Here is a 24,480-nt window from a genome sequence, read left to right as displayed (position 1 = left end):
CTGCATGCGTCACGGGGTTCATACGTCGCGCACGAGGACATAGCGGCCCGGCGCGGGTTCGATCGGCGGATACATCGTATTGCCGGCCTTCGCGCGCGCCTTGATCCGCTTGCCGCCGTACTGCGCCAGCCATCCAGACCATTCCGGCCACCAGCTTCCGGGCCGCTGCGTGGATTGCTGGAGCCATTGCTCGGGATCGTTTGGCAACGCGCGGGTTTCCCCTTCGATCACCCAATAGCTGCGTTTGTTCTTAGCCGGCGGATTGATCACTCCCGCAATGTGCCCCGATGCGCCGAGCACGAACTGAAGCGGGCCACTGAGCAGCGATGTCGATGCGTACGCGGTACGCCACGGCACGATGTGGTCGTCCCTTGATCCATAGATGAACGTGGGCACGTCAATCTGGTTCAGATCCACCGGCTCCCCGCACACCGTCACGCCGCCCGGCACGCGCAAGCGGTTCTCCAGGTACGTCTCGCGCAGGTAGCGTGCATACATGGGCCCTGGCAGATTCGTCGAATCGCTGTTCCAGTACAGCAGGTCCAATGGCGCCGGCGTGCGTCCCTTCAGATAATGGTCGACCACGTAGTTCCATACTAGGTCGTTCGGCCGCAGGAACGCGAACGTGTTCGCAAACTCGACGCCGCGCATCAGGCCTGGCGCGCCGCCCCCTTTTGCGCCGATCGTCTGCTCGCGCAGCGCGACGTGTGCCTCATCGACGAACACATCGAGCACGCCGGTGTCGCCAAAATCCAGCATCGTGGTGAGCAGCGTCATCGACGACGCCGGATGTTCGCCGCGCGCGGCACGCACGGCCAGCGCCGTCGCGAGCAGCGTGCCACCGACGCAAAAGCCAAGGGTATTGATCTGCTCACAGCCGGCGATGTCGCGCGTGACGTCGATCGCCGCGAGCACACCGTCAGCGATATAGTCGTCCCACGTCTTGTGCGCAATCGACGCATCCGCATTGCGCCACGAGATCAGGAACACGGGGTGGCCCTGGTCGAGCGCGTAGCGCACCAGTGAATTGTCCGGCTGCAGATCCAAAATGTAGAATTTGTTGATGCACGGCGGCACGACCAGCAGCGGCCGCTCGTGGAGCGTCGGCGTGCGTGGCGTGTATTGGATCAGCTGGATCAACTCGTTCTCGAACACGACCCAGCCTTTAGTGCTCGCCAGGTTCTTGCCGACCACGAAACACGATTCGTCGGTCTGCGAGATCTTGCCGCGCTGCAGGTCCGCCAACAGGTTCGCGATGCCCTGCCGCAGGCTCTCCCCCTGGGTGTCGAGCAGCGTCTTTTGCGCTTGCGGATTGAGCGCGAGAAAATTGCTCGGCGAGGCCGCGGCGACCCACTGCTCGACGACGAAACGGATCCGCTCGCGCGTCTTCGCCTCCACCTCCAGCGCATCCACAAGCTTGTTCAGGTAGCGCGAATTGAGCAGGTACCACGCCGCCGTCAACGCGTAGGTTGGCGCCGCCTTCCATTCGTCGGCGCTGAAGCGACGATCGCCCGGCTCAAACAGCGCGTCGATGTCCGCCAAGCCCGGCGTGAATGTCAGCGCGCGCTCGATCCATGTTTGGCACTCGTGCAGGTAGTCATGCTGCAGCGCTTGCAATCGCTGCGGATCGAATCTCACGCTGGACCCCGCACCGAGCGACGCAAACGGGTTCATCAACGCGGCCAGCCCATTCGGCAGCCCGCCGGCGGCATGGGACAGTGCAAGCACAAACGGCGACATGGTCAGCGCGGAGCTGAACGCGCTGACCCATGCTGGACCGAACAGCGTGAGCGGATCGGCGCGGCCCTTGCCGCCCTTTGCCCTACTCGCGCGTTCCTCTGCATCATGCGCCGCTGGCTGTGCAACCATGGCCTGCTGCATGTCCGCCATCCGCTGCTGCCAAGTGGCCGGGTCCGTGAATGGGCGCCATGCGTTCAGCCAGCCGTCGAACACAGATTGGGTATCGCCGACTGGATCACCGCCAGACGAAGCACCAGTGCTGGATTGCTGCGAGGTTCTGGATGAGTCTGCCATACCCGTATGGAGTGACCGGTGCCCTCGTATAGAGTGGCACAGGCAGGCTGTGTATCGGTCGCGCGAACGCACTGCAAGGCCGTCGTCGATCGCCCGCCTTCGGGCATTCTTGCTCCCTCGCACGACGCCTGTCAATCAGGATTCTCGATTTTGCCGCACTGCGCCAATTTTTGAATCGGCATTTTCCCGATGTGGCGGCACGCCACCTCGGCCGTGCGGCATGTGACGGTGCGGCATAGGGCAGTGCGAGCCACCGCCGCGCCGCACACGCGATTAGATCAGCCAGATCAATGCTGCCATGCGGCCCGTCGTGCGGTCCCGTCGATAGGAATAGAAACGCGCGGGATCGCTAAACGTGCACGCGTGGGGCCCGCTCACATGGTGCACGCCGACCCGGGCCAGCCTCAGCCGGGCTAGCGCACCGAGATCGCCGAGGTACTTGCATCGGCCACCGCCGTGCACATCGGCGACGTCATCGACACGCGCGGGCAGCGCGACGAACGCCGCGTCGGTCGCCTCGCGCTCGCCCGGCAGCGACGCGTCGAGGAACGCGGCGCGCACCTCCTCCCCGACTTCGAACGCACATGGCCCGATCGATGGGCCGAGATACGCGTGCAGCACCCCAGGCGCGTGCTTATTGCACGCGAGCAACGCGCGCACCGCACCGACCGTATGCTCGATCACGCCGCCGGCAAGCCCGCGCCATCCAGCATGCGCGGCGCCAACGGCCCGGCCGGCTTCGTCGCAAATCAACACCGGCATGCAGTCGGCCACTAATATCGCGCAAACCGCCCCGGCGCGGTCGGTCACGCTGGCATCGGCCTTCGGCCCCAGCGCATCAGCCGTCAGCCGATCGTGCTTGACCACTTCGTCGGCACTGACCACGCGCGTGCCATGCACCTGCTCGAGCCATGCGACGGGCGCGCCCGCCAGCGCGAGCACACGGCGACGATTCTCGCACACCGCCTCCCTGTCATCGCCGGTATGCAGCCCTAGGTTTAGGCCGCCGGGCGCGCATTGCCGATCGCGCAGTACGCCATATGCGCCGCGGCTCACGCCGCCGGCGCGCGTGGTGATCAGCGCGCGCACGCGGGGACTCACGCGCCAGTGCGGCACGATGCAGCCGGACAGCGTCAACTCGGCAAAACGTTGGAACGCCGGGTCGCCGCTCGGATTCATTCAAACTCGTCCTCTTCATCGTCGGCAACCATGCTGCCACCCTCGTCATCGTATGCGTATTGCCGTGCGCTGTCGATTGTCGCGGCCTCGTCCTCGGGTGTGTCCGCCAGCCCGAGCGCGACGGCCAAGTGCGCCAGATCTGGCGGCATCGCCGAGCGCCACGCCACCGGCGCGTGGGTGGTTGGGTGCACCAGGGCGAGCCGCCATGCGTGCAGCGCCTGGCGCGCGAAGCCGGCGGGCAGCGCGGAACGTTGCCGCGCGTTGCGCCCGCGGCCATACAGCGGGTCGCCGAGCAACGGATGGCCGGTATGGGCAAGATGCACGCGGATCTGGTGCGTGCGCCCGGTCTCCAAATCACAAAGCAGCCTTGATACCGGTTGCCCGGACCACACGCCGGTGGCTACGGTCTTGAAATGCGTGCGCGCGGCCTTGCCGGCGGCCCCGGCGAGCACCGCCATGCGCGTGCGCTCGCGCGGGTCACGCCCGATCGGCGCGTCGATGCATCCATTCGGCGGCGTCGCACCCCAGGCAAACGCGATATAGCGGCGCTTGACCGTGCGCGCCTGCAACTGCCTGACCAGATCCGTCTGCGCGGCCAACGTGCGCGCGACCACCATCAGGCCGGAGGTATCCTTGTCCAACCGGTGCACGATGCCTGCACGCGGCAGTCCGGCAGCGTCCGGATAGCGATACAGCAGGCCGTTGAGCAGCGTGCCGCTCCAATTGCCCGCAGCCGGGTGCACGACCAACCCGGGCGGCTTGTCGATCACCACCAGGGTCTCGTCCTCGTAGACGATCGGCAATGGCACCGGCTCCGGCGCGAACGCCAGCGCTTGCGGCAACAGGTCCGGCACGAGCCGCACGGTCGCACCCAGCGGCACTGGCTGGCGCAGCCGCGCCGGTGCGCCGTCCAACGTCACGCGCCCCGCGTCGATCCACGTCTGCAGTCGGCTGCGCGAGAAAGCGGGGAACAGTCGCGCAAGGACCTTGTCTAGCCGCTCGCCCGCCAGTGCCGGCGGTACCCGCGCAACCTGCTCGTCGAGGCGGGCCGGGCTTGCGCTTGGGCTATAATCGTGTGGATCGACGCCGGCGCTGGACCGGTTATTTGAACGAGTCATCTGGACTTCACTGGAAATGCGAGTGCTGAACACATTGAGGATCGCTGCCGTGGCCATCGCAGCGGCGATCGTCGCCGGCTGCCACGGTCTGCCCGAGAAAACGGACGAAACGGCGGCGTGGACCAATCAGAAATTATACTCGGAGGCCCAGGATGCCTTTACCGCCGGTGACTGGGGCAAATGCTCGAAGTACTTCGAATTGCTGCAAGGGCGCGATCCGTTCGGTCATTTCGCACAACAGGCGCAAATCAACGTCGCGTACTGCCAATGGAAGGACAATGAAACAGCGGCGGCCGAACAAGCGGTGGACCGCTTCATCCAGTTGCACCCCGACCATCCGGATATCGCATACGCGTACTACCTGAAAGGCCTAATTAGCTTTAACGACGACCTGGGCCTGTTTGGCCGCTTCGCCGGCCAGGACATGAGCGAGCGCGACCCAAAGGCGTTGCGTGACTCGTACGATGCGTTCCGCGTCGTCGTCGAGAAGTATCCGAGCAGCAAATATGCGCCGGATGCCGCACAGCGCATGCGCTACATCGTCAACGCATTAGCATCGCACGAAGTGCACACCGCCGACTATTACTATCGGCGCGGCGCGTACGTTGCCGCAATCAACCGCGCGCAACGGGTGCTAAAGGAATACAAGAACGCGCCGGCCACCGAGGATGCGCTGCATGTGATGATATTGTCGTATCGCGCGCTGAACCAGCCACAGCTCGCCGACGATACCCAGCGCGTGCTCACATCGACGTTTCCGGACAGCCCATACGTGACCGGCCACGCACTGCGCAAGGGTGAAAAGCCGTGGTATCAATTCTGGTGAACGGGTAAACTGGGCCCGGCCGCACGCGCCGGTTCTGGCCGCACGCGCCGGTTTTGATGCCGCGTGGCGCCACACCACACCTGTTGTCGAATCGCCCGGCTTACGCCGGGCTTTTTCATGTCCACTCAATGCCCGTGACCGTCACGCCAACTGGGACACTGGGTGTGAATCGACGGGCGGATCCGCTGACACCAAGCCAGTAAAAAAGGTCTGCACCGCATCGATCTCACGGGTGCGGCGGAACGGGGGCAGGCTTTGCCAAATGCGCTTGCCGTACGGCTTATCGACCAGGCGCGGATCGCAGATCATCAGCACACCGCGATCGGTTTCGGCACGGATTAGCCTGCCGGCGCCCTGCTTCAGCGTGATCACGGCCTGCGGCAACTGGTGTACCGCGAACGGGCTCAGCCCCTTGCGCGTCAATGCGTCCAGCCGCGCGGCCAGCACTGGGTCGTCGGGCGGCGCAAACGGCAGCTTGTCGATGACCACCAGCGACAACGCGTCGCCGCGCACGTCTACGCCCTCCCAGAAGCTCTGGCTGCCCACCAGGATCGCGTTGCCGTATTGACGGAAACGGTCCAGCAGCTCGGTGCGGCTAGCCTCGCCTTGCACCAGCAACGGATACGGCCATCCCCGCGCGAGGATCGCGTCGCGCAATCGTGCGGCCATCCGATCGACCGCCCGCAGTGTCGTGCATAGCACGAACACGCCGCCGCCGGACGCCTCGATCGCTGGCAGCGCGGCGTCGAACACCGCGTCGGTGAAATAGGGCGATGACGGTTGCGGCAAATTGCGCGGCACGTACAGTAATGCCTGATTGGGATAGTCGAACGGGCTAGGCAGCGTCATCGAGCGACGCGCGTTCAGGCCCATTTGCGTGGCGTAGTGGTTAAAATCGCCCCGCACGGACAACGTCGCGGACGTGAAGATCCACGCGCGAGGCGCGCCCGCGCGTTGCTTCGCGAATATCGGCGCGACGGACAGCGGTGTCTGATGCAATTGGACTGTGTGGGAAAATACCTCCACCCAGCGCACCCTCTCGTCGCCGAACTGGCTTGCGTCGTCGGGCGGCGCCGATCCCGAAGCGGATTTTGATGCGGATGGCGCGGCTTGCGCCAGCGCGTTGTCCGGCCCGCACCAGCCATCGAGCATCTGCCGCAGTTCTTGGGCACGGCGCAGGCAGTTGGCGAGCGTCTCCGCGCGTTCGGCCTGCTGCGCGAGCGCCGTGATCCATTCGTCGAGCGCCGCTTCGACGCCAACGAGCGCGTCGAACAGCGGGTGCTCGTTGTCAAGTTGCGACTGCGAGATACGTAGCGAATCCTGCTTGAACGCGAGCCTGACGTCGCGCGCGGCACGCTCCAACGTCGCGCCAAGCCGCGTCCATTCGACTGCATCGCGCGCGTTGAGCAGACCTTCGGCGACGCTGTCGCGGGCCAGTTCAAGCAGTTGCGCGGTCGATAGCGTCTCGCCGAAGAACAGCGTCGCGGTCTCGGGCAGTTGGTGCGCCTCGTCAAAGATGATCGTGTTCGCGCTGGGCAGCAACTCGGCCATGCCGGTGTCGCGCAGCATGATGTCGGCAAAGAACAAGTGATGATTGACAACCACGAGATCAGCTTGCTGCGCATCACGACGCGCCTGCATCACAAAGCAGTCCTTGTAATGCGGGCATTCCTGCGACAAGCAATTGTCGCGTGTGGACGTCACCAGTGACCACACTGGCGCGTTTTCCGGCACGCTAGCCAACTCGGCCTTGTCACCGCTGCGCGTGACCCTCGCGAAGCGCACAATTTCCTGCAAATGCGCGGCATCCTGCCGCGACGGCAACCGGCCGTTATCGGCGGTGCGCGCGAGGTAATAGTGACACAGATAGTTCGCGCGCCCCTTGAGCATCGCGATCGATACGGGGACCGCGAGCGCATCGCGCACCGTCGGAATATCGCGCTGGAACAACTGGTCCTGTAAATGCTTGGTGCCGGTGGACACGATCACTTTGCCACCCCACAGCATCGCGGGCACGAGATACGCGAAGGTCTTACCGGTGCCGGTACCCGCCTCGACAACCAACGTATTGTCGCCCGCCGTCGCATCCGCGTCGCGCGACGCGTCGCCGGCGGTCGCGGCGCCCGGCTCACCGCGCAGATCGCCGTGCCGCGCGGCGAGCCGCCGCGATGGACGTTCGGTATGGGCCAGCGCAAGCGCGCCGGCATCCGGCATGCGACCCGTCGCATCGATCGCCGCCGCGACCGCTTGCGCCATGCGCAACTGCGCGTCGCGCGGCCGATAGCCATCGATATGACGGGCCAACATACCGTCCGCGGCAAAGATCGCGTCGAGTTCGGCGAGCCGACGCGGCGCAACGGCGAGTCCGTCCGGGGTCAGCGTCGGTGCGGCCGGCGCACCATCGACCGACGGCGAACTATCCGGTTCGCGCGGACGCGATTCAGGCGTGGATGTCAATGCGGCAATTCCTGCAAAGTCGGTGTGGCGCCGTGCCAGCGCGCGCTGCCTACCGGCGTGTCGCGCGAACGCGGCGGGAACCGCCGCGCTGCATCAATGATCGGTATCAGGCCGCAGCTGCAACTGCAGCAGCGTAATCGTGTCCTTGACCTTCAGCTTGCGCTTTTTTAGCCGCTGCAGCTCGAGGTCACTCATGCCGGGCACGTCAGCCACCCGATTGACCAGGCAGTCCAGGTCATGATGCTCATTCTGAAGTCGAGCGATCTGGCCCTGGATTGCCACCGTGTCAGCGTCGTATGCATGCTGCATGCCCTTTTCCTCCCAATCGATCGGAAGTCGTCGCATCTGCGATACCGGCATCCGATATGAGGTCGCTTTACCCTGATTCTACTGCGATTGACGCGGGAGTTGGGCATTTGGCCGCAAGCCGGGCCTGCGGCCCTACTGTCCACCCGTGCCGGAGGCTGCCGACGCGGCGCTCGGCATGGAAGCGCCCTGCTTTCGCGCGGCGCGGGCCTGACGCTCGCGTACGTCCTGCGCATGCTGCGCCGCGCGCTGCTGCTTCCGCTCAAACTTGCGTGCGTTATCTGCCCGCTGCTGCGCATCCTGGGCCGCCTGCTGCCGCGCCTGCTCGAGCTTGCGTTGGTAGTCGGCCTGCTTTTGATCGTACGCGCGCTGACTCGCCTCGCGCTGTGGCGCTTGCGCGTGACGTCGCGCCTCATCGATCGCATGCTGGCGCTGCTTCTCGTCGTACGACTGTTCATTCTCGCGCTCACGCGCCGCGCGTTGAGGCGCCTCGCGCGCGTGCGCCTCGCGCTTAAGCGCGGCCTGCTCGTCGCGTTGTCGCGCATGCGCAGCCCGACGTTCGTTGTCAAGCGCATTTTGCTCGTCGCGAATCCGCATCTTGTTCGCAATCATTCGGTCACGCGCCTTCTTCAGACAATGATTGACCAGGATGGCGCTGTAGCAATTGTGCTTTGCGACACCATACTCGTATCGATTTAGCTCACTGCGGCGATCGAGCTGCGCCTGTCGAGCACCGAACGACGCATCTCGCGCTCGCCCATCGACGCCGTCCCCATCCGCGGCCTGCGCGTCGAGGCTGCCGGCAGCCGCTACACGTGCGCCCGCGCGGTCGGCATCTGTTGCACGCACGGGTGCCAACAAGGGCTCTTGTGACGTGATAGCTGGCATCGCCGACGCCCCCGCATCGCCGCCCGGCGCGGCGGCCACGCCATTGCCGGCGTCGGATATCGACGACGTCATGGCCTGCGCATGCAACGGCGCGGCTGGCACAATGCTGGCAACACACGCAAGCAGCCATCCAACCAACGGCCACGCCCGCTCGCGTTGTGCAATATAGGTGATCGCCACCGCGCGACGGCGCAGTCGGGAAGATAGGGATTCACTGGGCGGCATCGATTCGCGAGCGCGCTGGCGCGGCGCAGGCGGGGACATCAGTAGGCGGTCATGCATATCGGCATTCTATCATCGCGATCTTGTGTCACGACCGGCCCGCATCGCGCTTATGGCACAATGCCCGGCTCGAACCCGCACAAGCCTCACCCATGACGGACAACGTAGCACTGAAGATCATACAGCGCATCGCCACCGAATTGACTGTTCAGCCGCGGCAGGTCGCCGCCGCCGTACAACTGCTCGACGAAGGATCAACGGTTCCGTTCATCGCGCGCTATCGCAAGGAAGTCACCGGCAATTTGGACGACACGCAACTGCGCCTGCTCGAGGAGCGGCTGCTGTACCTGCGCGAGCTTGAGGATCGTCGCGCGGCGATCCTGCAAAGCATTGACGAGCAGGGCAAGCTGACTGATGCGTTGCGCACCGCGATCCTAGCCGCTGATACGAAACAGACGCTCGAGGATCTCTACCTGCCATACAAGCCCAAGCGGCGCACACGTGCGCAAATCGCGCGCGAGGCGGGGTTGCAGCCTCTGGCGGATGCGTTGCTCGCGGATCCGACGCGCGATCCACACGCGCAGGCCGCCCCTTTCGTCGATGCCGACAAAGGCATTGCCGACGTCAAGGCGGCGCTGGACGGCGCGCGCGACATCCTGTCCGAGCAGTTCGGCGAAACCGCCGAGTTACTGGGCCGGCTGCGCGACTACCTGTGGAACCAGGGTATGGTGATCTCCACTGTCGTCGAAGGCAAGGAAAAAGAGGAAGGCGAGAAATTTCGCGATTACTACGATTACGCGGAGACGATCAAGACGGTGCCGTCGCACCGCGCGCTCGCGCTGTTCCGGGGTCGCAATGCTGGCGTGCTGTTCGTTAAGCTCGGCCTGGGCGAGGAGCTTGATGCACAAGTGCCGCATCCCGGCGAAGCAATGATTGCGCGCCACTTCGGCATTGCCAATCAAGGGCGGCCAGCCGACAAGTGGCTCGGCGACGTGTGCCGCTGGTGCTGGCGTGTGAAAGTGCAACCGCATTTGGAAAACGACCTGCTGACCCAGTTGCGCGAACGCGCCGAGCACGAAGCGATCAATGTGTTCGCCCGAAACTTAAAGGACCTATTGCTGGCCGCACCGGCTGGCCCCAGGGCGGTGATCGGGTTGGACCCGGGACTGCGCACCGGCGTCAAGGTGGCAGTAGTCGATCGCACCGGCAAGCTGCTGGCCACCGATACGATTTATCCGCATGAACCGCGCCGCGATTGGGACGGGTCGCTGGCCCGGCTCGCGCGGCTCGCCCAGGCGACGCAAGCCGAGCTGATCAGCATCGGCAACGGCACCGCATCGCGTGAAACCGACAAGCTGGCCAGCGAGCTAATCGCACGGCATCCCGAATTGAAGCTGCAAAAGATTGTCGTCTCCGAGGCGGGCGCGTCGGTGTACTCGGCGTCGGAGCTGGCGGCGAAGGAATTTCCCGAACTGGACGTCTCATTGCGCGGCGCGGTCTCGATCGCACGCCGCCTGCAGGATCCGCTCGCCGAACTGGTGAAGATCGAGCCCAAGGCGATTGGCGTAGGCCAGTACCAACATGACGTCAACCAGCGGGAGTTGGCACGCACACTGGATGCGGTCGTCGAGGATTGCGTCAACGCAGTGGGCGTCGACGCGAACACCGCATCGATTGCGCTGCTTGCCCGGGTATCTGGCCTGAACGCGACACTCGCACGCAACATCGTCGAGTATCGCGACACCCATGGGCCCTTCCCGTCCCGGGAGCACTTGAAAAAGGTGCCACGCCTGGGCGACAAGACCTTCGAGCAGGCGGCTGGCTTTCTGCGCGTCAACCATGGTGAGAACCCGCTGGACCGCTCGGCAGTGCACCCCGAGGCCTATCCGGTGGTCGAGCGCATCCTCGCGAGGATCAACAAATCGGTGTCCGATGTGATGGGCAACCGTGACGTGCTGTCGAAGCTGTCGGCAGCCGAGTTCGTTGATGAACGCTTTGGCCTGCCCACCGTGCGTGACATCCTGGGCGAGCTTGAAAAGCCGGGGCGCGACCCACGGCCCGAGTTCAAGACTGCGACGTTCCGCGAAGGCGTCGAGACGCTTGCCGACCTGTCGCCCGGAATGATCCTCGAAGGGGTCGTGACCAACGTCGCGGCATTCGGCGCGTTCATCGATATCGGCGTGCACCAGGATGGGCTCGTGCACGTGTCTGCGATGTCAACGAAGTTCGTGAAGGACCCGCACGAGGTCGTCAAAGCAGGCCAGGTCGTCACCGTCAAGGTGCTCGAGGTAGACCTAAAGCGGCAGCGCATCTCGCTGACAATGCGCCTGTCAGACGACGCCGCGGCAGGCGGAGCCGGCGCGGTCAGCACGGCAGCGCGTGACCGGGATACCAGCGGACGCGGCGGTCAGGGCCGCGGCGCACGGACCCGGGAGATGGAACCGCAAGGCGCGATGGCAGCCGCGCTCGCCAAGCTCAAGCTACGCTGACGGATGCAGCGGCTGCAGCGACGTGCCCTGCCCCGCGCGGCCGCTAACAACGAACAGCGGGTAGGTCATGCCACGCGGCAGCGGGCCAATCAAATCTCGATCTTTGTGCCAAGCTCGACGACCCGATTGGCCGGGATACTGAAGAAGTCGCTAGGCTTCGCGGCGTTCTGGTGCATCCAGGCGAAAATCCGCTCGCGCCACACTGACATGCCCGGCAATTGCGTTGGCACGACGGTTTCCCGCGCGAGGAAGAACGACGTGTCCATCAAGTCGAACGACATGTTTTCCTGTTGCTCGAGCAGCTTGAGCACGCCATTCAAGTCCGGTGTCTCGTTGAAACCGTATGTCGCGCGCACCAGGTATAGCCCGCCGCCAAGCTCCTTAATATCAATGCGCCGATGGTCATCGACATACGGTATGTCCAGCGTGATGAACGTCATGAAGATCGTGCGCTCGTGCAACACCTTGTTGTGCTTGAGGTTATGCAGCAAGCTGACCGGCACCAGTGCCTCGTTGCCGGTCAGGTAAATGGCCGAGCCTGACACGCGATGCGGCGGATGGGCAAGCAGCCCCTGCAGGAATGGCATCAGCGGAATACCGTCGGCCGCAGTACGTTCCTTGACGATCTGCCGGCCCTTGTACCAGGTGGTCAATAGGAAGAATAGGAATGCGCCGATCAGCAACGGCAACCAGCCGCCCTCGCGCAGCTTCAGCAGGTTCGCACCGAAGAACGACAGGTCAACCGTGATAAAGCCCAGGATGATCGTGGCCACCCACAGCTTGTTCCAGTTCCAAACGCGCACCATCACGACACACGCGAGTATCGTCGTGATCACCATGGTCGTGGTAACCGCGATCCCGTAGGCCGCCGCAAGATTGTCCGAACTCTTGAAACCCAGCACGATCATGAGGATCACAAACAGCAGCAGCCAGTTCACGATCGGGATGTAGATCTGCCCAATCGCGCGCGCGGACGTGTGCTGGATCTTCATCCGCGGCACGTAGCCAAGCTGGATCGCTTGGCTGGTCAGCGAGAATGCGCCGGAGATCACCGCCTGCGACGCGATCACGGTGGCCGCCGTGGCAAGCACCACCAGTGGCAGCAGCGCCCAGTCCGGCGCAAGCAGATAGAACGGATTTTGGATCGCGCTCGGATCGCTGAGCAACAACGCGCCTTGTCCGAAGTAATTCAGCACCAGCGCGGGCATCACCATTCCATACCACGCGACGCGAATCGGTTTCGCGCCGAAGTGCCCCATGTCCGCGTACAGCGCCTCGGCGCCGGTGAGCACGAGGAACACCGAGCCGAGCACGTGATACGCCTGCACCGCATGGTCGTGCATGAAGCGTATCGCATACCATGGATTGAGCGCCGCAATCACACGAGGCGCAGTGACGATATGGTACAGGCCAAGCAGCGCAAGCGTAACGAACCAGACGATCATCACTGGCCCGAACAGTCGCCCCACGACCTCAGTGCCATGCTTCTGCAGCATGAACAGCGCGATCAGGACCAGCAGCGTAGTCGGCAGCACATATCGCGCGAGCGATGGCGCAGCGATTCCCAAACCCTCGACCGCGGACATCACCGAGATCGCCGGCGTGATCACCGCGTCGCCGTAGAACATGCAAGCCCCAAAGATGCCAAGGGCCATCAGCACGCCAATCCACTTGCCCTCGCGCGGAAACCCGCGCAGCGCGAGCGCCATCAGCGCGAGCACGCCGCCTTCGCCATCGTTGTCGGCCCGCATGACAAAAAGCACGTATTTCAGCGACACCACGACGACGATCGCCCAGAACAGCAGCGAGATCACGCCGAGGATGCTCTCCGGCGTCAACGCGATACCGTGCTGCGGACTGAAAGCCTCCTTCAGCGCATACAGCGGACTGGTGCCGATATCGCCGAACACAACGCCGATTGCGGCCACGGCCAAGGCGGGCAACGGTTGGGTACGGATCGGATGACCGTGGAGAGCATTCGTCATGTCAGGCGTCGTGTCGCGAAAACGAGGCGATATTCTATCCATGCCGGCCCACGCAGTAAGCCGGGGCCCGCGATGTTATTGCCGCACCACGGAAGCTTGCGGCGTCGTTTCGATTGCGATTGCGATTGACTACGGGACAGACCGCGCGCCGCGCCTCTCGTCGATAAAAAAGCGGCTGCCAGAAGCAGCCGCCTGATGTTCGTCCATTGCCGATACCATCACCTGGCGCACATTACGCGCTTGCCGGCGCAGTACCACCCGTGCCACGCTTGATCCACGCGGCCAGGTTGTGCGGACGCACCGTATCCCATTCCTCGAACGGCTGATGGATCCACGGATTGGTCGGCAGGTGCTGGACGAAGTAATCCGGCTTCACCTTCGAGCACGCCTTGTACCATAGTACCGCCGAGCGCACCGCCGTAATGGCCGGATACCGCTCCTTCAAATGCTCTTGCACGCGCGCCAACGTGACGCCCGAATCGACGAGATCGTCAACCAGCAATACATTGCCGGACAACTCGCCGCGCGTCATCGTGATGTACTGCGCGATATCGAGATCGCCCTGCTGCGTGCCCGCAGCCTCGCGATACGAACTCGTGGCAAGAATGGCCAGCGGCAGGTCATAGATCCGCGACAGCTGGTCGCCGACGCGCAATCCGCCGCGCGCCAGGCACAGAATCTTGTCGAATTTCCAACCCGACTCGTGCACCATCAACGCGAGCCGCTCGACTAGCCGATGATAATCGTCCCAGCCGATCCACAGGTGCTGGTCGTCATTGCGCGGGTCCGGGCTCAGTTCTTTCTTCATAGGAATATCGGAATCGCGCAGTCTTATCAAGTCTTAAACGGATGGCGCAGCAGAATCGTCTCGTCACGATCCGGACCGGTCGACACCATATCGATCGGCACGCCAGCCACTTGCTGCAGCCGCGTCAGATACGCACGCGCATTTGCGGGCAGCGCATCCCACGCGTTGATGCCGATCGTGCTCGCCTTCCAGCCGGGGAACGTCTCGTACACGGGTTCGCAGCGGCTCACTTGCGTTGCACCGCGCGGCAGGATGTCAACGTCCTGGCCATCGATCCTGTAGCCAGTGCACAGTCGCACCTCGTCGAGCCCGTCGAGCACGTCCAGCTTTGTGATGCACAATCCCGTCACGCCGTTGATCTGAATCGAGCGCTTGAGCGCGGCTGCATCAAGCCAGCCGGTGCGGCGCGGGCGGCCCGTCACTGAGCCGAATTCCTTGCCGACGTTGGCCAGCGTCAAGCCGACCAGGTCCTGGCGTTGCGGATTGTCCACGTCGTACAGTTCGCTTGGAAACGGCCCAGCGCCCACGCGCGTGCAATAGGCCTTCGTGATCCCGAGGACGTAGTTGAGCTTGTGCGGGCCAATGCCGGCGCCGGCCGCCGCCGCCCCCGAGACGCAATTGCTCGACGTGACGAACGGATACGTACCATGGTCGATGTCCAGCAATGTGCCTTGCGCGCCTTCGAACAGCAGGTTGCGCCCGGCGTTGTTCTCGTCATACAGCCGCCGCGACACATCAGTGATCATCGGCGCGAGCCGGTCCGCGTAGCCGAGCATCGCATCCAGCGTTTGTTGAAAATCAACCGCCTGCGCACCCAAGTATTGGGTGAGCACGAAATTATGGAAATCGAGGTTCTCGCGCAATCGGTCCGCAAACGTGGCCGCGTCGAACAAGTCGTGCACGCGCAACGCGCGCCGGCCGACCTTGTCCTCGTACGCCGGCCCGATGCCGCGGCCGGTGGTGCCGATCTTGCCGGCGCCGCGTCGCGCCTCGCGCGCCAGATCGATCGCAATGTGATACGGCAGAATCAGCGTGGCTGCTTCGGAGATAAACAACCGGTTACGCACATCGACGCCGGCATCCTCAAGCTCGCCGATCTCCTTGAACAGCGCCTCCGGCGACAGCACGACGCCGTTGCCGATATAGCATGCGACGCCATCGCGCATGATGCCCGATGGAATCAACCGCAAGATGGTTTTCTTGCCGCCGATAATCAGCGTATGGCCCGCGTTGTGCCCGCCTTGAAAGCGCACGACGCCTTGGGAATGATCGGTGAGCCAGTCGACGATCTTGCCCTTTCCTTCGTCACCCCACTGGGTGCCGACCACGACGACATTACGTCCGGACTGGGTTGCCGCTTGACCTGATTGAGCTACGCTGGCGGACATGGTGTTACTTGAGCTGGTTAAAAACGTATTCTACCTAGGTTCGTGCGCATGACTGCCGTTTTTTTAGGCAGCCGGCATGTGCACCGTCTTCAGCGCGGCTCGACGGTCCACGCGTCGCCCCGCTGCACGAGCACGCGGTCGCAGGCAAATTCATCCAGCGTATGCTCGTGGCCAGGCAACGCCTGAATCACCGTCTCGCCGCTATCGCGCAAGGCCGCGACAGTGGCCCGCAACGCCGTGTCGTGATTCCACGGCGCCAGAATGGCACTGGAGCGTGCCTGTCGCGGCGAAATCCGTGTCACCTCGCGCAAGTCCAGCGAAAAACCGGTCGCCGCCCGCGCACGCCCATACGCATGGCCAACATGATCATAGCGTCCGCCGCGCGCCACGGCGTTTGGCACGCCATCGACATACGCGCAAAACATCACGCCGCTGTGATACGCGTAGCCACGCAGGTCGGCTAGGTCGATCGCCACGTGCGCATCGCCGATCTGCGCGGCAAGAAACGCAAGCTCATCGAGCGCGCGCGTGAGCGCCGGCCATGCGGGAAGTTGCGCGCGCGCCTCGTCGATTACCGACGCGTCGCCATACAGGATCGGTAACGCGAGCAGCGCGTCACGCACCGGCTTCGCCAGATCGCGCGTAAGCTCGTCCAGCCGGGGCACATCCTTGCCAGCCAGCGCCGCGTACAGCGCAGGGCCCAGCCCGGCCGCGCGCGCGTCGGCGTCCAGCAGTGCGGCCAGCACGCCCGCATGGCACAGGTCCAGTCGCACCGGCCCGAGACCGGCGAGCCGCAGACTGTCGAGCATCAGTTGCTGGATTTCGACATCCGCCTCCAAGCCTGCATATCCATAGATTTCGGCCCCAATCTGGATTGGCTCGCGCGTCGCATGCAACCCGCGGGGACGCGTGTGCAGCACGTGCCCCGCATAGCACAGCCGCGTGACGCCCTGCCGGTTCAGCAAGTGCGCGTCGATACGCGACACCTGCGGCGTGATGTCCGCGCGCAGCCCCAGCGTGTGGCCGGACAACTGATCGACCAGCTTGAATGTGCGCAACGCTAGGTCGCTGCCGCTGCCCGTCAGCAACGACTCGAGGTATTCGAGCAGCGGCGGCATGACCATCTCGTAGCCATACGATCGGAAACGGTCGAGCAGCACGCGACGCAACTCCTCGAGCTTGCGTGCCTCGGCGGGCAACACGTCGGCGATATTCTCAGGCAATAACCAGGTCGGCATCAGCTTAAGTCCGGTAGCGCGACGCAGCGCGGCGCGATCAGGCCGCCACCATCAGCAGGAGCAACCCAAGGCCGATTGCGATCAACCCGCCGAGCCGCACCTGTGCCGGCGGCAGTTGCGTTATTTTACGAAACGTATCCAGCCACAGCGTCGGCGACACGAATGGGAACATCCCTTCGATGATTAACATCAGCGCAATGGCAAGCAAGAGTGTGGCGGCCATGGGCCTGCTTCTTTTTTTTCGCGCGGGCACACACGCCGCATGCCCGCGCGGCGCTCGTGGCGCCTAGTGTCTGCGACCCGGCGCGGCAGGCGTGGCTGCAGCGCCGCCCACCGCCGCGCCGGCAGGATTTTTCATGAAGCGGAAGAATGCGCTGTTCGGATCCGCGACCACGATATCCCCGTTGCCGATGCTGCGCCGATAGACCTCCAGGCTCTGGTAGAACGCATAGAATTGCGGGTCACGACCGAATGCGTTCGCATAGATTGCCGCAGCCTTGGCATCGCCATCCCCTTTGATCTCCTGCGCCTGCTTATACGCATCGGCGATCACCACTTCACGCTGCTTGTCCGCATCGGCACGAATGCGTTCTGCCTCGGCGGCACCCGTGGAGCGCTGCTCGTTGGCGACTTGCTGGCGCTCCGCCTTCATCCGCTGGTAGACCGATTCGCTGATGTTCTCGAGCAAATCGACGCGGCGCAGCCGCACGTCGACGATGTCGATGCCCAGGTTCGATGCGTCGCGCTCGACCTTCTTGCGCACCGCCTGCATCACGACCTCGCGCTCGTTAGAGACCACTTCCGAGACCGTGCGTTTCGTGAACTCCTCGTTCAGCGCCGCGCGGATGACTTGGGTCAACCGGTCCTGCGCGAGTGACGCGTCGCCGCGGAAACTGATGTAGAACTTGCGCGGATCGACAATCCGCCATTTGACGAACAGGTCAACCAGCAGGTTCTTCTTTTCCGCAGTGATGTAGCGGTCCGCTTCCGGGTTGTCGATCGTCTGGATGCGCTTGTCCATATAGATCACGTTCTGGAACGGCGGCGGCGCCTTCAAATGCAGTCCGGGCGCCGAGATGATCTGCTTGACCTCGCCGAACGCGAACACGATCGCGTACTTGCGCTGGTCGACGACAAAGATCATCGAGGAGCCGACGAACAACACGACGAGCACGGCAACGACGAGGGTGATGATTCGATTCATGAGCTACCCCTCTTATTGACCGTCGTCGCGGCCGCGACGGCGAAACAACTCCCGGGAACGGCTCGCGTCGTCGCCGACGGACGCACCCGGCATCGCCTGCGCTGGCATGGCTGGCCCACCGGCCGAGCTGCCGGCCGGCGACGCCCCACCCTGCACGCCGTTGTCCGAGGCACTCGGGCGCGCGCCCCCTTGCGCGTGCGCGCGATGCTGTGCCAATACCTTGTCCAGCGGCAGATACAGCAGATTGCTGCTGGCTTTGCTGTCCACGATCACCTTCGTTGCGTTTGAGTAGACTTGTTGCATCGTGTCCAGATACATTCGTTCGCGTGTGACAGCCGGCGCCTTCGCGTACTCGGCTTGCACTTGCTTGAAGCGTGCGGCGTCACCCTCGGCTTGGGCCACCACGCGTGCGCGATAGCCGTGCGCGTCTGCCACCATCCGCGCGGCAGTGCCCTGCGCGAGCGGCACCACGTTGTTCGCATAGGCCAGTGCCTCGTTCTTCGCGCGCTCGCGATCCTGCCCGGCCTTCACTGCGTCGTCAAACGCGGATTGCACCTGCTGCGGCGGCTGCACGCTTTGCATCGTCACGCTGCTCACGATAATGCCCGTCTTGTACTGGTCCAGGATTCGCTGGATCTGCTGCGACAATTGCAGCGCGACCTGCTCGCGTCCCTCGTATAGCACGTAGTCCATCGTGTTCTTGCCGACGATCTCGCGCACTGCGGTCTCAGCGGCCTGCGTCACTGTGCCTTCCGCGTCGACGTTATTGAACAGGAACGCGGCCGGATCCTTCACGCGATACTGGACCGCGAAACGCACGTCGATGATGTTCTCGTCCTTGGTCAGCATCGACATGTCCTTCAAGTTCGTCGAGCGGATCATGTTGTCACGGCCGATCTCAACCGAGCGCACCTGCGACATGTTGACAATCTCATTGCTCTGGAACGGATACGGCAACCGCCACTGGATCCCCGAGCCGGTCGTGTACTTGTATTTGCCGAACTGCAGCACGACACCGGCCTGCCCTTCCTGCACGATATAGACGCCACTGGCCAGGTAGATCGCGACCAGCACGCCGACGACGATCCCCAGACCCAGATGCCCACCGCGGCCATTATTCAAGTTCGCTGGGCCCGGGCTGCCGCCGTCGCCGCCACCCTTGCGACCGAGCAGCCGGTTGATTCGGCGATTGAAGTCGCGCCACAACTCGTCCAGGTCGGGTGGACCTTCCTGGCCGTCCTTGCCACTATTGCGCGGATCCTGAGGACGTCGGGACGCATCATCCCCCCCCTGGCCTCTGCCCCAGCGCGGATCATTGATTGAAAAGACGGCACGCGCGCGCTGCCACGTACTTCGGATGTTCTTGTCGTTCACCATGTCACAGCCGGTTATTGCGGAATGCAGTTGTCAGATACGCTGTTGGTGGACGCTGCGGCTCGCTTGGCGAACGCGCTCGTCGTCGGACGCATTGGCACCAGCCGTCGCCCCGGCCTCGTCCGAGTGCAAACCATCGGCGTCGCAACGCGGGTCGTGATCGTCGGCGCCCATGCCGTCCGGGTCCCGCTTGAACGCCTGCGCGCCGAGCGCCACCTCGGCCACCGCGTCACGCAACGCGTCGAGTCCCTGACCGGTTCGCGCACTCAAAAAGACGCGCGTGATATTACCATACTCGTTCCTTTCAACCCGATCAGCCCGGCTCGCCAACTCAGGCACCTGGTCGATCTTGTTGAACACGAGAATCTGCGGGATCGAGGCCGCGCCGATCTCGCGCAGCACGTCGTTGACCTGCTCGATCTGATCCGCGCGCACTGTGCTGGACGCATCGACGACATGCAGCAGCAGGTCCGCATGCACGGTTTCCTCCAGCGTGGCACGAAACGCTGCGACTAACTGGTGCGGCAAGTCGCGGATAAAGCCGACCGTGTCGGACACCACGACATTGCCCGCTTCGCCAAGATAGACGCGGCGCGACGTCGTATCCAGTGTCGCGAACAACTGGTCAGCCGCATAGGCTTGCGCCTTGGTCAGCGCGTTGAACAGCGTTGACTTGCCAGCGTTCGTGTAGCCAACCAACGACACCGACAGCGTGCGATTGCGCTCACGCTGGCGACGCTGCGTGCCATGCTGGCGCTGCAGCTTGCGCAGCTTGCCGCGCAACATCTTGATGCGTTCGCCGATCAACCGCCGGTCGGTCTCCAGCTGCGTCTCGCCTGGGCCGCGCAAGCCGATCCCGCCTTTCTGCCGCTCCAGGTGGGTCCACGCTCGAACCAAGCGCGTGGACAGATATTGCAGTTGCGCCAACTCCACTTGCAGCTTGCCTTCATGGCTGCGCGCGCGTTGCGCAAAAATATCGAGGATCAGACTGGTGCGATCGACAACACGCCGCTCAAGCTCACGCTCCAGGTTACGCTGCTGTGCGGGCGACAATGTGTGGTTGAAAATGACAATATCGACGTCGTTGGCCTGTGCGCCGAGTCGAAGCTCCTCGACCTTGCCGCTGCCGATGAAGTGCGCGGCATCCGGGCTCGAGCGCCGGCCCGTCAGCGTCAGCACCGGGTGAGCCCCGGCACTGGTGGCGAGCAGGCTCAGCTCTTCAAGACTGGCCTGAAAATCGATCTTTCCGAAATCTATGCTGACAAGCGCTGCGTTGATCAAATCGATAAAACAGTTAGAGTGAAGGACAGGCGCCAGGCCGGCTGGCTGCGCCCGCCAGACAATCGGATTACGAGCTTTCCGAATCGGGATGAAAGTTCACTGGACGTGCGGGCACGACGGTTGAGATCGCGTGCTTGTACACCATTTGCGTCACAGTATTGCGGAGCAACACCACATATTGGTCGAACGATTCGATATTGCCTTGCAGCTTGATGCCGTTGACGAGATAAATCGACACCGGCACATGCTCCTTGCGCAATGCGTTCAGGAACGGGTCTTGTAACAGTTGCCCTTTGTTGCTCATAGCAAACTCCGAGTTGTTTTTTGCAAATTAATCATATCGGCGACGAGAAAAAAGAAAACGCCGCCAATCGCTACACTATAGCCGAATTTTCGAAGCCGTAAAGTTGCCGACCGGACTATCGCCGCAGATTTAGTCTTTGTCCGCATAAGGGTTCCGACTCGAACGAAACTCTATGCGCAATGGAGTGCCGGCGAGACCAAAAGTTTCGCGAAACCGGCCTTCGAGGTAACGTTTATACGTATCGGTAATCGCATCCAACGCATTGCCGTGGATCACAATGATCGGCGGATTCTGCCCCCCTTGGTGCGCATAACGCAACTTTGGGCGGACTGGACCGCGGCGCCGCGGCTGCTGGAACTGCACGGCGTCGATCAGCGCCCGCGTGAGCTTCGGCGTCGGCAGCTTGGCCATTGCGGCCGCATAGGCGGCATCCACCGAGCGCATCAGCGCACCAATCCCCGTCTTTTCCGCCGCCGAGATGTAATGTGACTTCGCGAAGTCGAGGAATTTGAGCTTGCGAGCCAAGTCGGCCTTGGTGCGCTCGCGCACGTGCTCATCCAGGCCGTCCCATTTGTTCACACCAATCACGAGCGCGCGGCCCTGCTCGACGACAAAGCCGGCAATATGCGCGTCCTGCTCCGAGATGTCCTGCCGCGCGTCGAGCAGCAGGATCACCACGTTGGCGTCGGCGATCGATTGCAGCGTCTTGACCACCGAGAACTTCTCGACCGCCTCGAACACCTTGCCGCGCTTGCGCAGCCCGGCCGTGTCGATCAGCGTGTACGGGCGGCCCTGGCGCTCGAAGTCGATGTAAATCGAATCGCGCGTCGTGCCGGGCAGGTCGAACGCAATCACGCGCTCCTCGCCGAGCAACGCATTAACCAACGTCGACTTACCCACATTGGGTCGCCCGACGATGGCGATTTTCACACCGTGGCCCGCGTGCGCTTCATCGTGCGGCGCACGATCCGCATAGGCGACGGCGAGCGCCTGTCCAATCATTTCGCTGACGCCGTCGCCGTGCGCGGCAGAGATCGCGCGTGGGTCGCCTAGGCCGAGTTCATAGAAGTCCGCGGCCACCGCGCTGTATTTCATGCCCTCGGCTTTGTTGACGACCAGAAAAATCGGGCGGCCCGTCTTGCGCAGATAGTCGGCGATCGTCTTGTCCTGCGGCGCAAGGCCGTTGCGGCCATCGACCACGAACACGACCACGTCGGCCTCCTCGACCGCCTGGCGCGTCTGCCGAGCCATCTCATGCAGGATACCGTCCTTAGCGACCGGCTCGAAGCCACCCGTATCGACGACCAGGTACGGCCGCTCGCCAACGCGGCCCTCGCCATAATGGCGGTCGCGCGTGAGCCCGGGCAGATCCGCAACAAGCGCATCGCGCGAGCGCGTCAACCGGTTAAACAGCGTGGATTTCCCCACATTAGGGCGCCCCACAAGGGCGATTACGGGCTTCATGTTGCTTTTTCCAAAAACGCACGCGCGCCGGCCGGCAGCGGCCGGCGGCGCGCGTACGCGAATGCGGCCTGCCTATTGCGGCCGGAAACCGTACAGATTGCCGTTGCGGCTCTGCACCACCAACGTGTTACCGGCAACGACCGGTTGCGCGGTGATCGCGCCCCCCGTTCTCGTCCGTGCGACGAATTCACCGGTATCACGCGATAGGAAATGCACAAACCCCTTATAGTCGCCGACCACCACCGCACGGCCGACGATCGCCGGCGCACTGACGTTGCGGCTCTTCAGCTGCGTGTTTTGCCACAAGGGCTTGCCGGTCATCAAATCGTACAGCGACACGACCGACCAGTCGTCCGTCGACGCCACAGTACGATCATCCTGCGCCAATCCGCCATAACTGGAGAACGGCTGCTCCCACAGCGCGCGTCCGCTCAACACGTCAAAGCAACCGATCCGGCCCTGGAACGTCACCGCACAGGTCTGCGAGCCAACCAGCGTCGGCGCGCCGGCCACATCGTTGATCCGCTCGACTTCGGTGACACCGCGCGGATACGAAACCGGCGTTTGCCAGTACGCATCGCCGCTTTGCAAATTAATCGCGGCAAGCGAGCCACCCGGGAACCCCGCCAGCACCGCACTGTCGCCGGCGAACGTCATGCCGGCCACAGTCCGCAGGTTCAGCGGCACCGCGCGGTTCACGTAGACCCATTTCTGCTCGCCGGTCTGCGCATTGAATGCCGTGATACGCCCATCGATCGTGCGCACCAGCACGAAGCCCTGGCCCACTGCCGGCGGTGTGACGATCTCACCGGATGCCTTCGCCTTCCACAGCACCTGGCCATCGCCGCCGAGCACAAACACGTCACCCTTGAGCGTGCCGACCGCGGTCAGCGTGCCGTCGCTGCCGACACCGGCCGACAGCTCCGCGCCCACCTTCGTGCGCCAGACCGCCTTGCCATTGGTCGCGTCGATCTTAACCACGGAGCCGTTCGCACCGGCCGCGTACACATAATCGCCGACGGCGGCGGGAGCGAGCAGGTAGCGGCCGGACTGACCCACGCTGACCTTCCACGCCTCGCGCACCTCGAGCACGGTCTGGATCGGGGTCAATTCGGTCGGCACGCGACGCACATCCTTTGTGGATGAACACGCGACCAGCACAGTCAGCGAAAGCAGGCACGCGAGCGGCCGGACGTAGCGAAAAACAAAATTCATGGATCAGTGACGCATTGACGAGTCAATTGGAAATCGAACTGCACGGGGCTTTAGCCACCGAGCGCATCGAGCTTGAACTGGATCAGCTGACGCACGGACGACTCACCGTGCTCGAGCGCCGCCAGCGCGGCCTGGTACGCGGCGCGCGCCTCGTCACGCTTGCCTTGCGCGGCCAGCAGATCGCCGCGGCGATCCGCGTACAGACCGCCGAACGCCTGCGGCGGCGGGTCAGACAACAGCTTCAAGCCCGCGTCATAAGCCTTTTCGTCGATCAACAGCGCGGCGAGCCGCAACCTCGCGACCGCCTTGAACTCATCGCCACGTGCCTGATCGACGACCCACTGCAACTGCCCTTTCGCGCCGGCCACGTCTGCGGCCGCATACAACGCCTTGGCTGCCGCCAGCGCGCTAAGCGGTGCATACGCGGTGCCACCGAAGCGCGCTTCCATGTCCGCCGTGACGCGTGCGATCTGCGCCTTGTCTCCCGATGCCACTGCCTGCTGGACCGTGTCATAGAATACCGCAGCCTGCGCCGCCTGGCGCCGCTGCCACCAGTTCCAACCGTTATAGGCGACCCCTGCCAGCAGCGCGGCGAGCACGACCCCGGTCAGCGCATTGCCCCACTTCGCCCACCAGGCCTGCAGGTTATCGAGGGTTTCTTGTTCGTGATGGTAGCTCATCTAGTGGATACTCGCCTGGT

General features: G+C 63.7%; 20 protein-coding genes. 2 read left to right on the top strand and 18 right to left on the bottom strand.

Annotation, left to right across the window (positions count from 1 at the left end; translation table 11 throughout):
• Positions 1-18 precede the first annotated feature (18 nt).
• From phaC to IHE30_RS13830, 3 genes are all read right to left on the bottom strand, one after another.
• Positions 19-2,034 (bottom strand): class I poly(R)-hydroxyalkanoic acid synthase, encoded by a 2,016-nt coding sequence (gene phaC / locus IHE30_RS13840; RefSeq protein ID WP_337691416.1) that lies wholly within the window; start codon positions 2,032-2,034, stop codon positions 19-21.
• Positions 2,035-2,307: 273 nt separating this feature from the next.
• On the bottom strand, positions 2,308-3,213 hold the full coding sequence (gene pgeF / locus IHE30_RS13835; RefSeq protein WP_337691414.1) for a peptidoglycan editing factor PgeF: 906 nt from the start codon (positions 3,211-3,213) through the stop codon (positions 2,308-2,310).
• Positions 3,210-4,331 (bottom strand): RluA family pseudouridine synthase, encoded by a 1,122-nt coding sequence (locus IHE30_RS13830; RefSeq protein ID WP_337691413.1) that lies wholly within the window; start codon positions 4,329-4,331, stop codon positions 3,210-3,212. Before IHE30_RS13830 ends, pgeF begins: the two co-directional genes overlap by 4 nt.
• Positions 4,332-4,347: 16 nt before the next feature.
• Here IHE30_RS13830 and IHE30_RS13825 point away from each other — a divergent pair, with 16 nt between their 5' ends.
• Positions 4,348-5,157 (top strand): outer membrane protein assembly factor BamD, encoded by an 810-nt coding sequence (locus IHE30_RS13825; RefSeq protein ID WP_337691410.1) that lies wholly within the window; start codon positions 4,348-4,350, stop codon positions 5,155-5,157.
• Positions 5,158-5,298: 141 nt separating this feature from the next.
• Here IHE30_RS13825 and IHE30_RS13820 read toward each other — a convergent pair whose 3' ends face one another.
• The 3 genes from IHE30_RS13820 to IHE30_RS13810 all read right to left on the bottom strand — a co-directional run bounded on the left by IHE30_RS13820 (position 5,299) and on the right by IHE30_RS13810 (position 9,090).
• The gene (locus tag IHE30_RS13820; protein WP_337691408.1) at positions 5,299-7,614 is read right to left on the bottom strand and encodes an ATP-dependent DNA helicase; all 2,316 of its coding nucleotides are present in this window, start codon (positions 7,612-7,614) and stop codon (positions 5,299-5,301) included.
• Between the two features lie 93 nt (positions 7,615-7,707).
• Positions 7,708-7,923, bottom strand: coding sequence for a DUF465 domain-containing protein (locus IHE30_RS13815; protein WP_337691480.1), 216 nt, complete (start codon positions 7,921-7,923; stop codon positions 7,708-7,710).
• Positions 7,924-8,055: 132 nt separating this feature from the next.
• Positions 8,056-9,090, bottom strand: coding sequence for a hypothetical protein (locus IHE30_RS13810; protein ID WP_337691406.1), 1,035 nt, complete (start codon positions 9,088-9,090; stop codon positions 8,056-8,058).
• 92 nt (positions 9,091-9,182) lie between these two features.
• Here IHE30_RS13810 and IHE30_RS13805 point away from each other — a divergent pair, with 92 nt between their 5' ends.
• On the top strand, positions 9,183-11,519 hold the full coding sequence (locus tag IHE30_RS13805) for a Tex family protein (RefSeq protein WP_337691403.1): 2,337 nt from the start codon (positions 9,183-9,185) through the stop codon (positions 11,517-11,519).
• A gap of 89 nt (positions 11,520-11,608) precedes the next feature.
• On the opposite strand, the gene IHE30_RS13800 is transcribed toward IHE30_RS13805, so the two are convergent.
• The 12 genes from IHE30_RS13800 to IHE30_RS13745 all read right to left on the bottom strand — a co-directional run bounded on the left by IHE30_RS13800 (position 11,609) and on the right by IHE30_RS13745 (position 24,460).
• Positions 11,609-13,504, bottom strand: coding sequence for a potassium transporter Kup (locus IHE30_RS13800; protein WP_337691401.1), 1,896 nt, complete (start codon positions 13,502-13,504; stop codon positions 11,609-11,611).
• Between the two features lie 232 nt (positions 13,505-13,736).
• Complete coding sequence (locus IHE30_RS13795) at positions 13,737-14,312, bottom strand: phosphoribosyltransferase (RefSeq protein ID WP_337691400.1); 576 nt, start codon at positions 14,310-14,312, stop codon at positions 13,737-13,739.
• 26 nt (positions 14,313-14,338) lie between these two features.
• Positions 14,339-15,700 (bottom strand): adenylosuccinate synthase, encoded by a 1,362-nt coding sequence (locus IHE30_RS13790; protein ID WP_337691398.1) that lies wholly within the window; start codon positions 15,698-15,700, stop codon positions 14,339-14,341.
• Positions 15,701-15,789: 89 nt separating this feature from the next.
• Positions 15,790-16,938 carry an ATP phosphoribosyltransferase regulatory subunit gene (locus IHE30_RS13785; protein ID WP_337691396.1) on the bottom strand — a complete coding sequence of 383 codons (1,149 nt, stop codon included), beginning with the start codon at positions 16,936-16,938 and terminating at the stop codon, positions 15,790-15,792.
• A gap of 37 nt (positions 16,939-16,975) precedes the next feature.
• Positions 16,976-17,161 carry a DUF2065 family protein gene (locus IHE30_RS13780; RefSeq protein ID WP_337691395.1) on the bottom strand — a complete coding sequence of 62 codons (186 nt, stop codon included), beginning with the start codon at positions 17,159-17,161 and terminating at the stop codon, positions 16,976-16,978.
• Between the two features lie 63 nt (positions 17,162-17,224).
• On the bottom strand, positions 17,225-18,142 hold the full coding sequence (hflC, locus tag IHE30_RS13775) for a protease modulator HflC (protein ID WP_337691394.1): 918 nt from the start codon (positions 18,140-18,142) through the stop codon (positions 17,225-17,227).
• A 12-nt stretch (positions 18,143-18,154) separates the two neighbouring features.
• Positions 18,155-19,519, bottom strand: coding sequence for an FtsH protease activity modulator HflK (gene hflK, locus IHE30_RS13770; protein ID WP_337691393.1), 1,365 nt, complete (start codon positions 19,517-19,519; stop codon positions 18,155-18,157).
• Between the two features lie 30 nt (positions 19,520-19,549).
• Complete coding sequence (hflX, locus tag IHE30_RS13765) at positions 19,550-20,797, bottom strand: GTPase HflX (RefSeq protein ID WP_337691391.1); 1,248 nt, start codon at positions 20,795-20,797, stop codon at positions 19,550-19,552.
• Between the two features lie 67 nt (positions 20,798-20,864).
• Positions 20,865-21,101: an RNA chaperone Hfq gene (hfq, locus tag IHE30_RS13760; RefSeq protein WP_007580427.1), complete on the bottom strand. Its 237-nt coding sequence runs from the start codon at positions 21,099-21,101 to the stop codon at positions 20,865-20,867.
• A gap of 129 nt (positions 21,102-21,230) precedes the next feature.
• Positions 21,231-22,565, bottom strand: coding sequence for a ribosome biogenesis GTPase Der (gene der, locus IHE30_RS13755; protein WP_337691365.1), 1,335 nt, complete (start codon positions 22,563-22,565; stop codon positions 21,231-21,233).
• Positions 22,566-22,637: 72 nt separating this feature from the next.
• The gene (gene bamB / locus IHE30_RS13750; protein WP_337691364.1) at positions 22,638-23,780 is read right to left on the bottom strand and encodes an outer membrane protein assembly factor BamB; all 1,143 of its coding nucleotides are present in this window, start codon (positions 23,778-23,780) and stop codon (positions 22,638-22,640) included.
• Positions 23,781-23,830: 50 nt separating this feature from the next.
• Positions 23,831-24,460 (bottom strand): YfgM family protein, encoded by a 630-nt coding sequence (locus tag IHE30_RS13745; RefSeq protein WP_337691361.1) that lies wholly within the window; start codon positions 24,458-24,460, stop codon positions 23,831-23,833.
• Between the last annotated feature and the right edge of the window lie 20 nt (positions 24,461-24,480).

Origin of the sequence: Mycetohabitans sp. B46, from assembly GCF_037389205.1 — a bacterium.
Classification (GTDB): domain Bacteria; phylum Pseudomonadota; class Gammaproteobacteria; order Burkholderiales; family Burkholderiaceae; genus Mycetohabitans.
This window is presented reverse-complemented; position numbering and strand designations above follow the sequence as displayed.

Bases quoted from the DNA above. Each gene is read 5' to 3' on its own strand.
- IHE30_RS13785 (WP_337691396.1), bottom strand. From the start codon at position 16,938: ATGCCGACCTGGTTATTGCCTGAGAATATCGCCGACGTGTTGCCCGCC.
- IHE30_RS13745 (WP_337691361.1), bottom strand. From the start codon at position 24,460: ATGAGCTACCATCACGAACAAGAAACCCTCGATAACCTGCAGGCCTGG.
- IHE30_RS13795 (WP_337691400.1), bottom strand. From the start codon at position 14,312: ATGAAGAAAGAACTGAGCCCGGACCCGCGCAATGACGACCAGCACCTG.
- IHE30_RS13825 (WP_337691410.1), top strand. From the start codon at position 4,348: ATGCGAGTGCTGAACACATTGAGGATCGCTGCCGTGGCCATCGCAGCG.
- IHE30_RS13780 (WP_337691395.1), bottom strand. From the start codon at position 17,161: ATGGCCGCCACACTCTTGCTTGCCATTGCGCTGATGTTAATCATCGAA.
- pgeF (WP_337691414.1), bottom strand. From the start codon at position 3,213: ATGAATCCGAGCGGCGACCCGGCGTTCCAACGTTTTGCCGAGTTGACG.
- hflK (WP_337691393.1), bottom strand. From the start codon at position 19,519: ATGGTGAACGACAAGAACATCCGAAGTACGTGGCAGCGCGCGCGTGCC.
- der (WP_337691365.1), bottom strand. From the start codon at position 22,565: ATGAAGCCCGTAATCGCCCTTGTGGGGCGCCCTAATGTGGGGAAATCC.
- IHE30_RS13805 (WP_337691403.1), top strand. From the start codon at position 9,183: ATGACGGACAACGTAGCACTGAAGATCATACAGCGCATCGCCACCGAA.
- bamB (WP_337691364.1), bottom strand. From the start codon at position 23,780: ATGAATTTTGTTTTTCGCTACGTCCGGCCGCTCGCGTGCCTGCTTTCG.
- phaC (WP_337691416.1), bottom strand. From the start codon at position 2,034: ATGGCAGACTCATCCAGAACCTCGCAGCAATCCAGCACTGGTGCTTCG.
- hflC (WP_337691394.1), bottom strand. From the start codon at position 18,142: ATGAATCGAATCATCACCCTCGTCGTTGCCGTGCTCGTCGTGTTGTTC.
- IHE30_RS13830 (WP_337691413.1), bottom strand. From the start codon at position 4,331: ATGACTCGTTCAAATAACCGGTCCAGCGCCGGCGTCGATCCACACGAT.
- IHE30_RS13790 (WP_337691398.1), bottom strand. From the start codon at position 15,700: ATGTCCGCCAGCGTAGCTCAATCAGGTCAAGCGGCAACCCAGTCCGGA.
- IHE30_RS13800 (WP_337691401.1), bottom strand. From the start codon at position 13,504: ATGACGAATGCTCTCCACGGTCATCCGATCCGTACCCAACCGTTGCCC.
- hfq (WP_007580427.1), bottom strand. From the start codon at position 21,101: ATGAGCAACAAAGGGCAACTGTTACAAGACCCGTTCCTGAACGCATTG.
- IHE30_RS13815 (WP_337691480.1), bottom strand. From the start codon at position 7,923: ATGCAGCATGCATACGACGCTGACACGGTGGCAATCCAGGGCCAGATC.
- IHE30_RS13810 (WP_337691406.1), bottom strand. From the start codon at position 9,090: ATGCATGACCGCCTACTGATGTCCCCGCCTGCGCCGCGCCAGCGCGCT.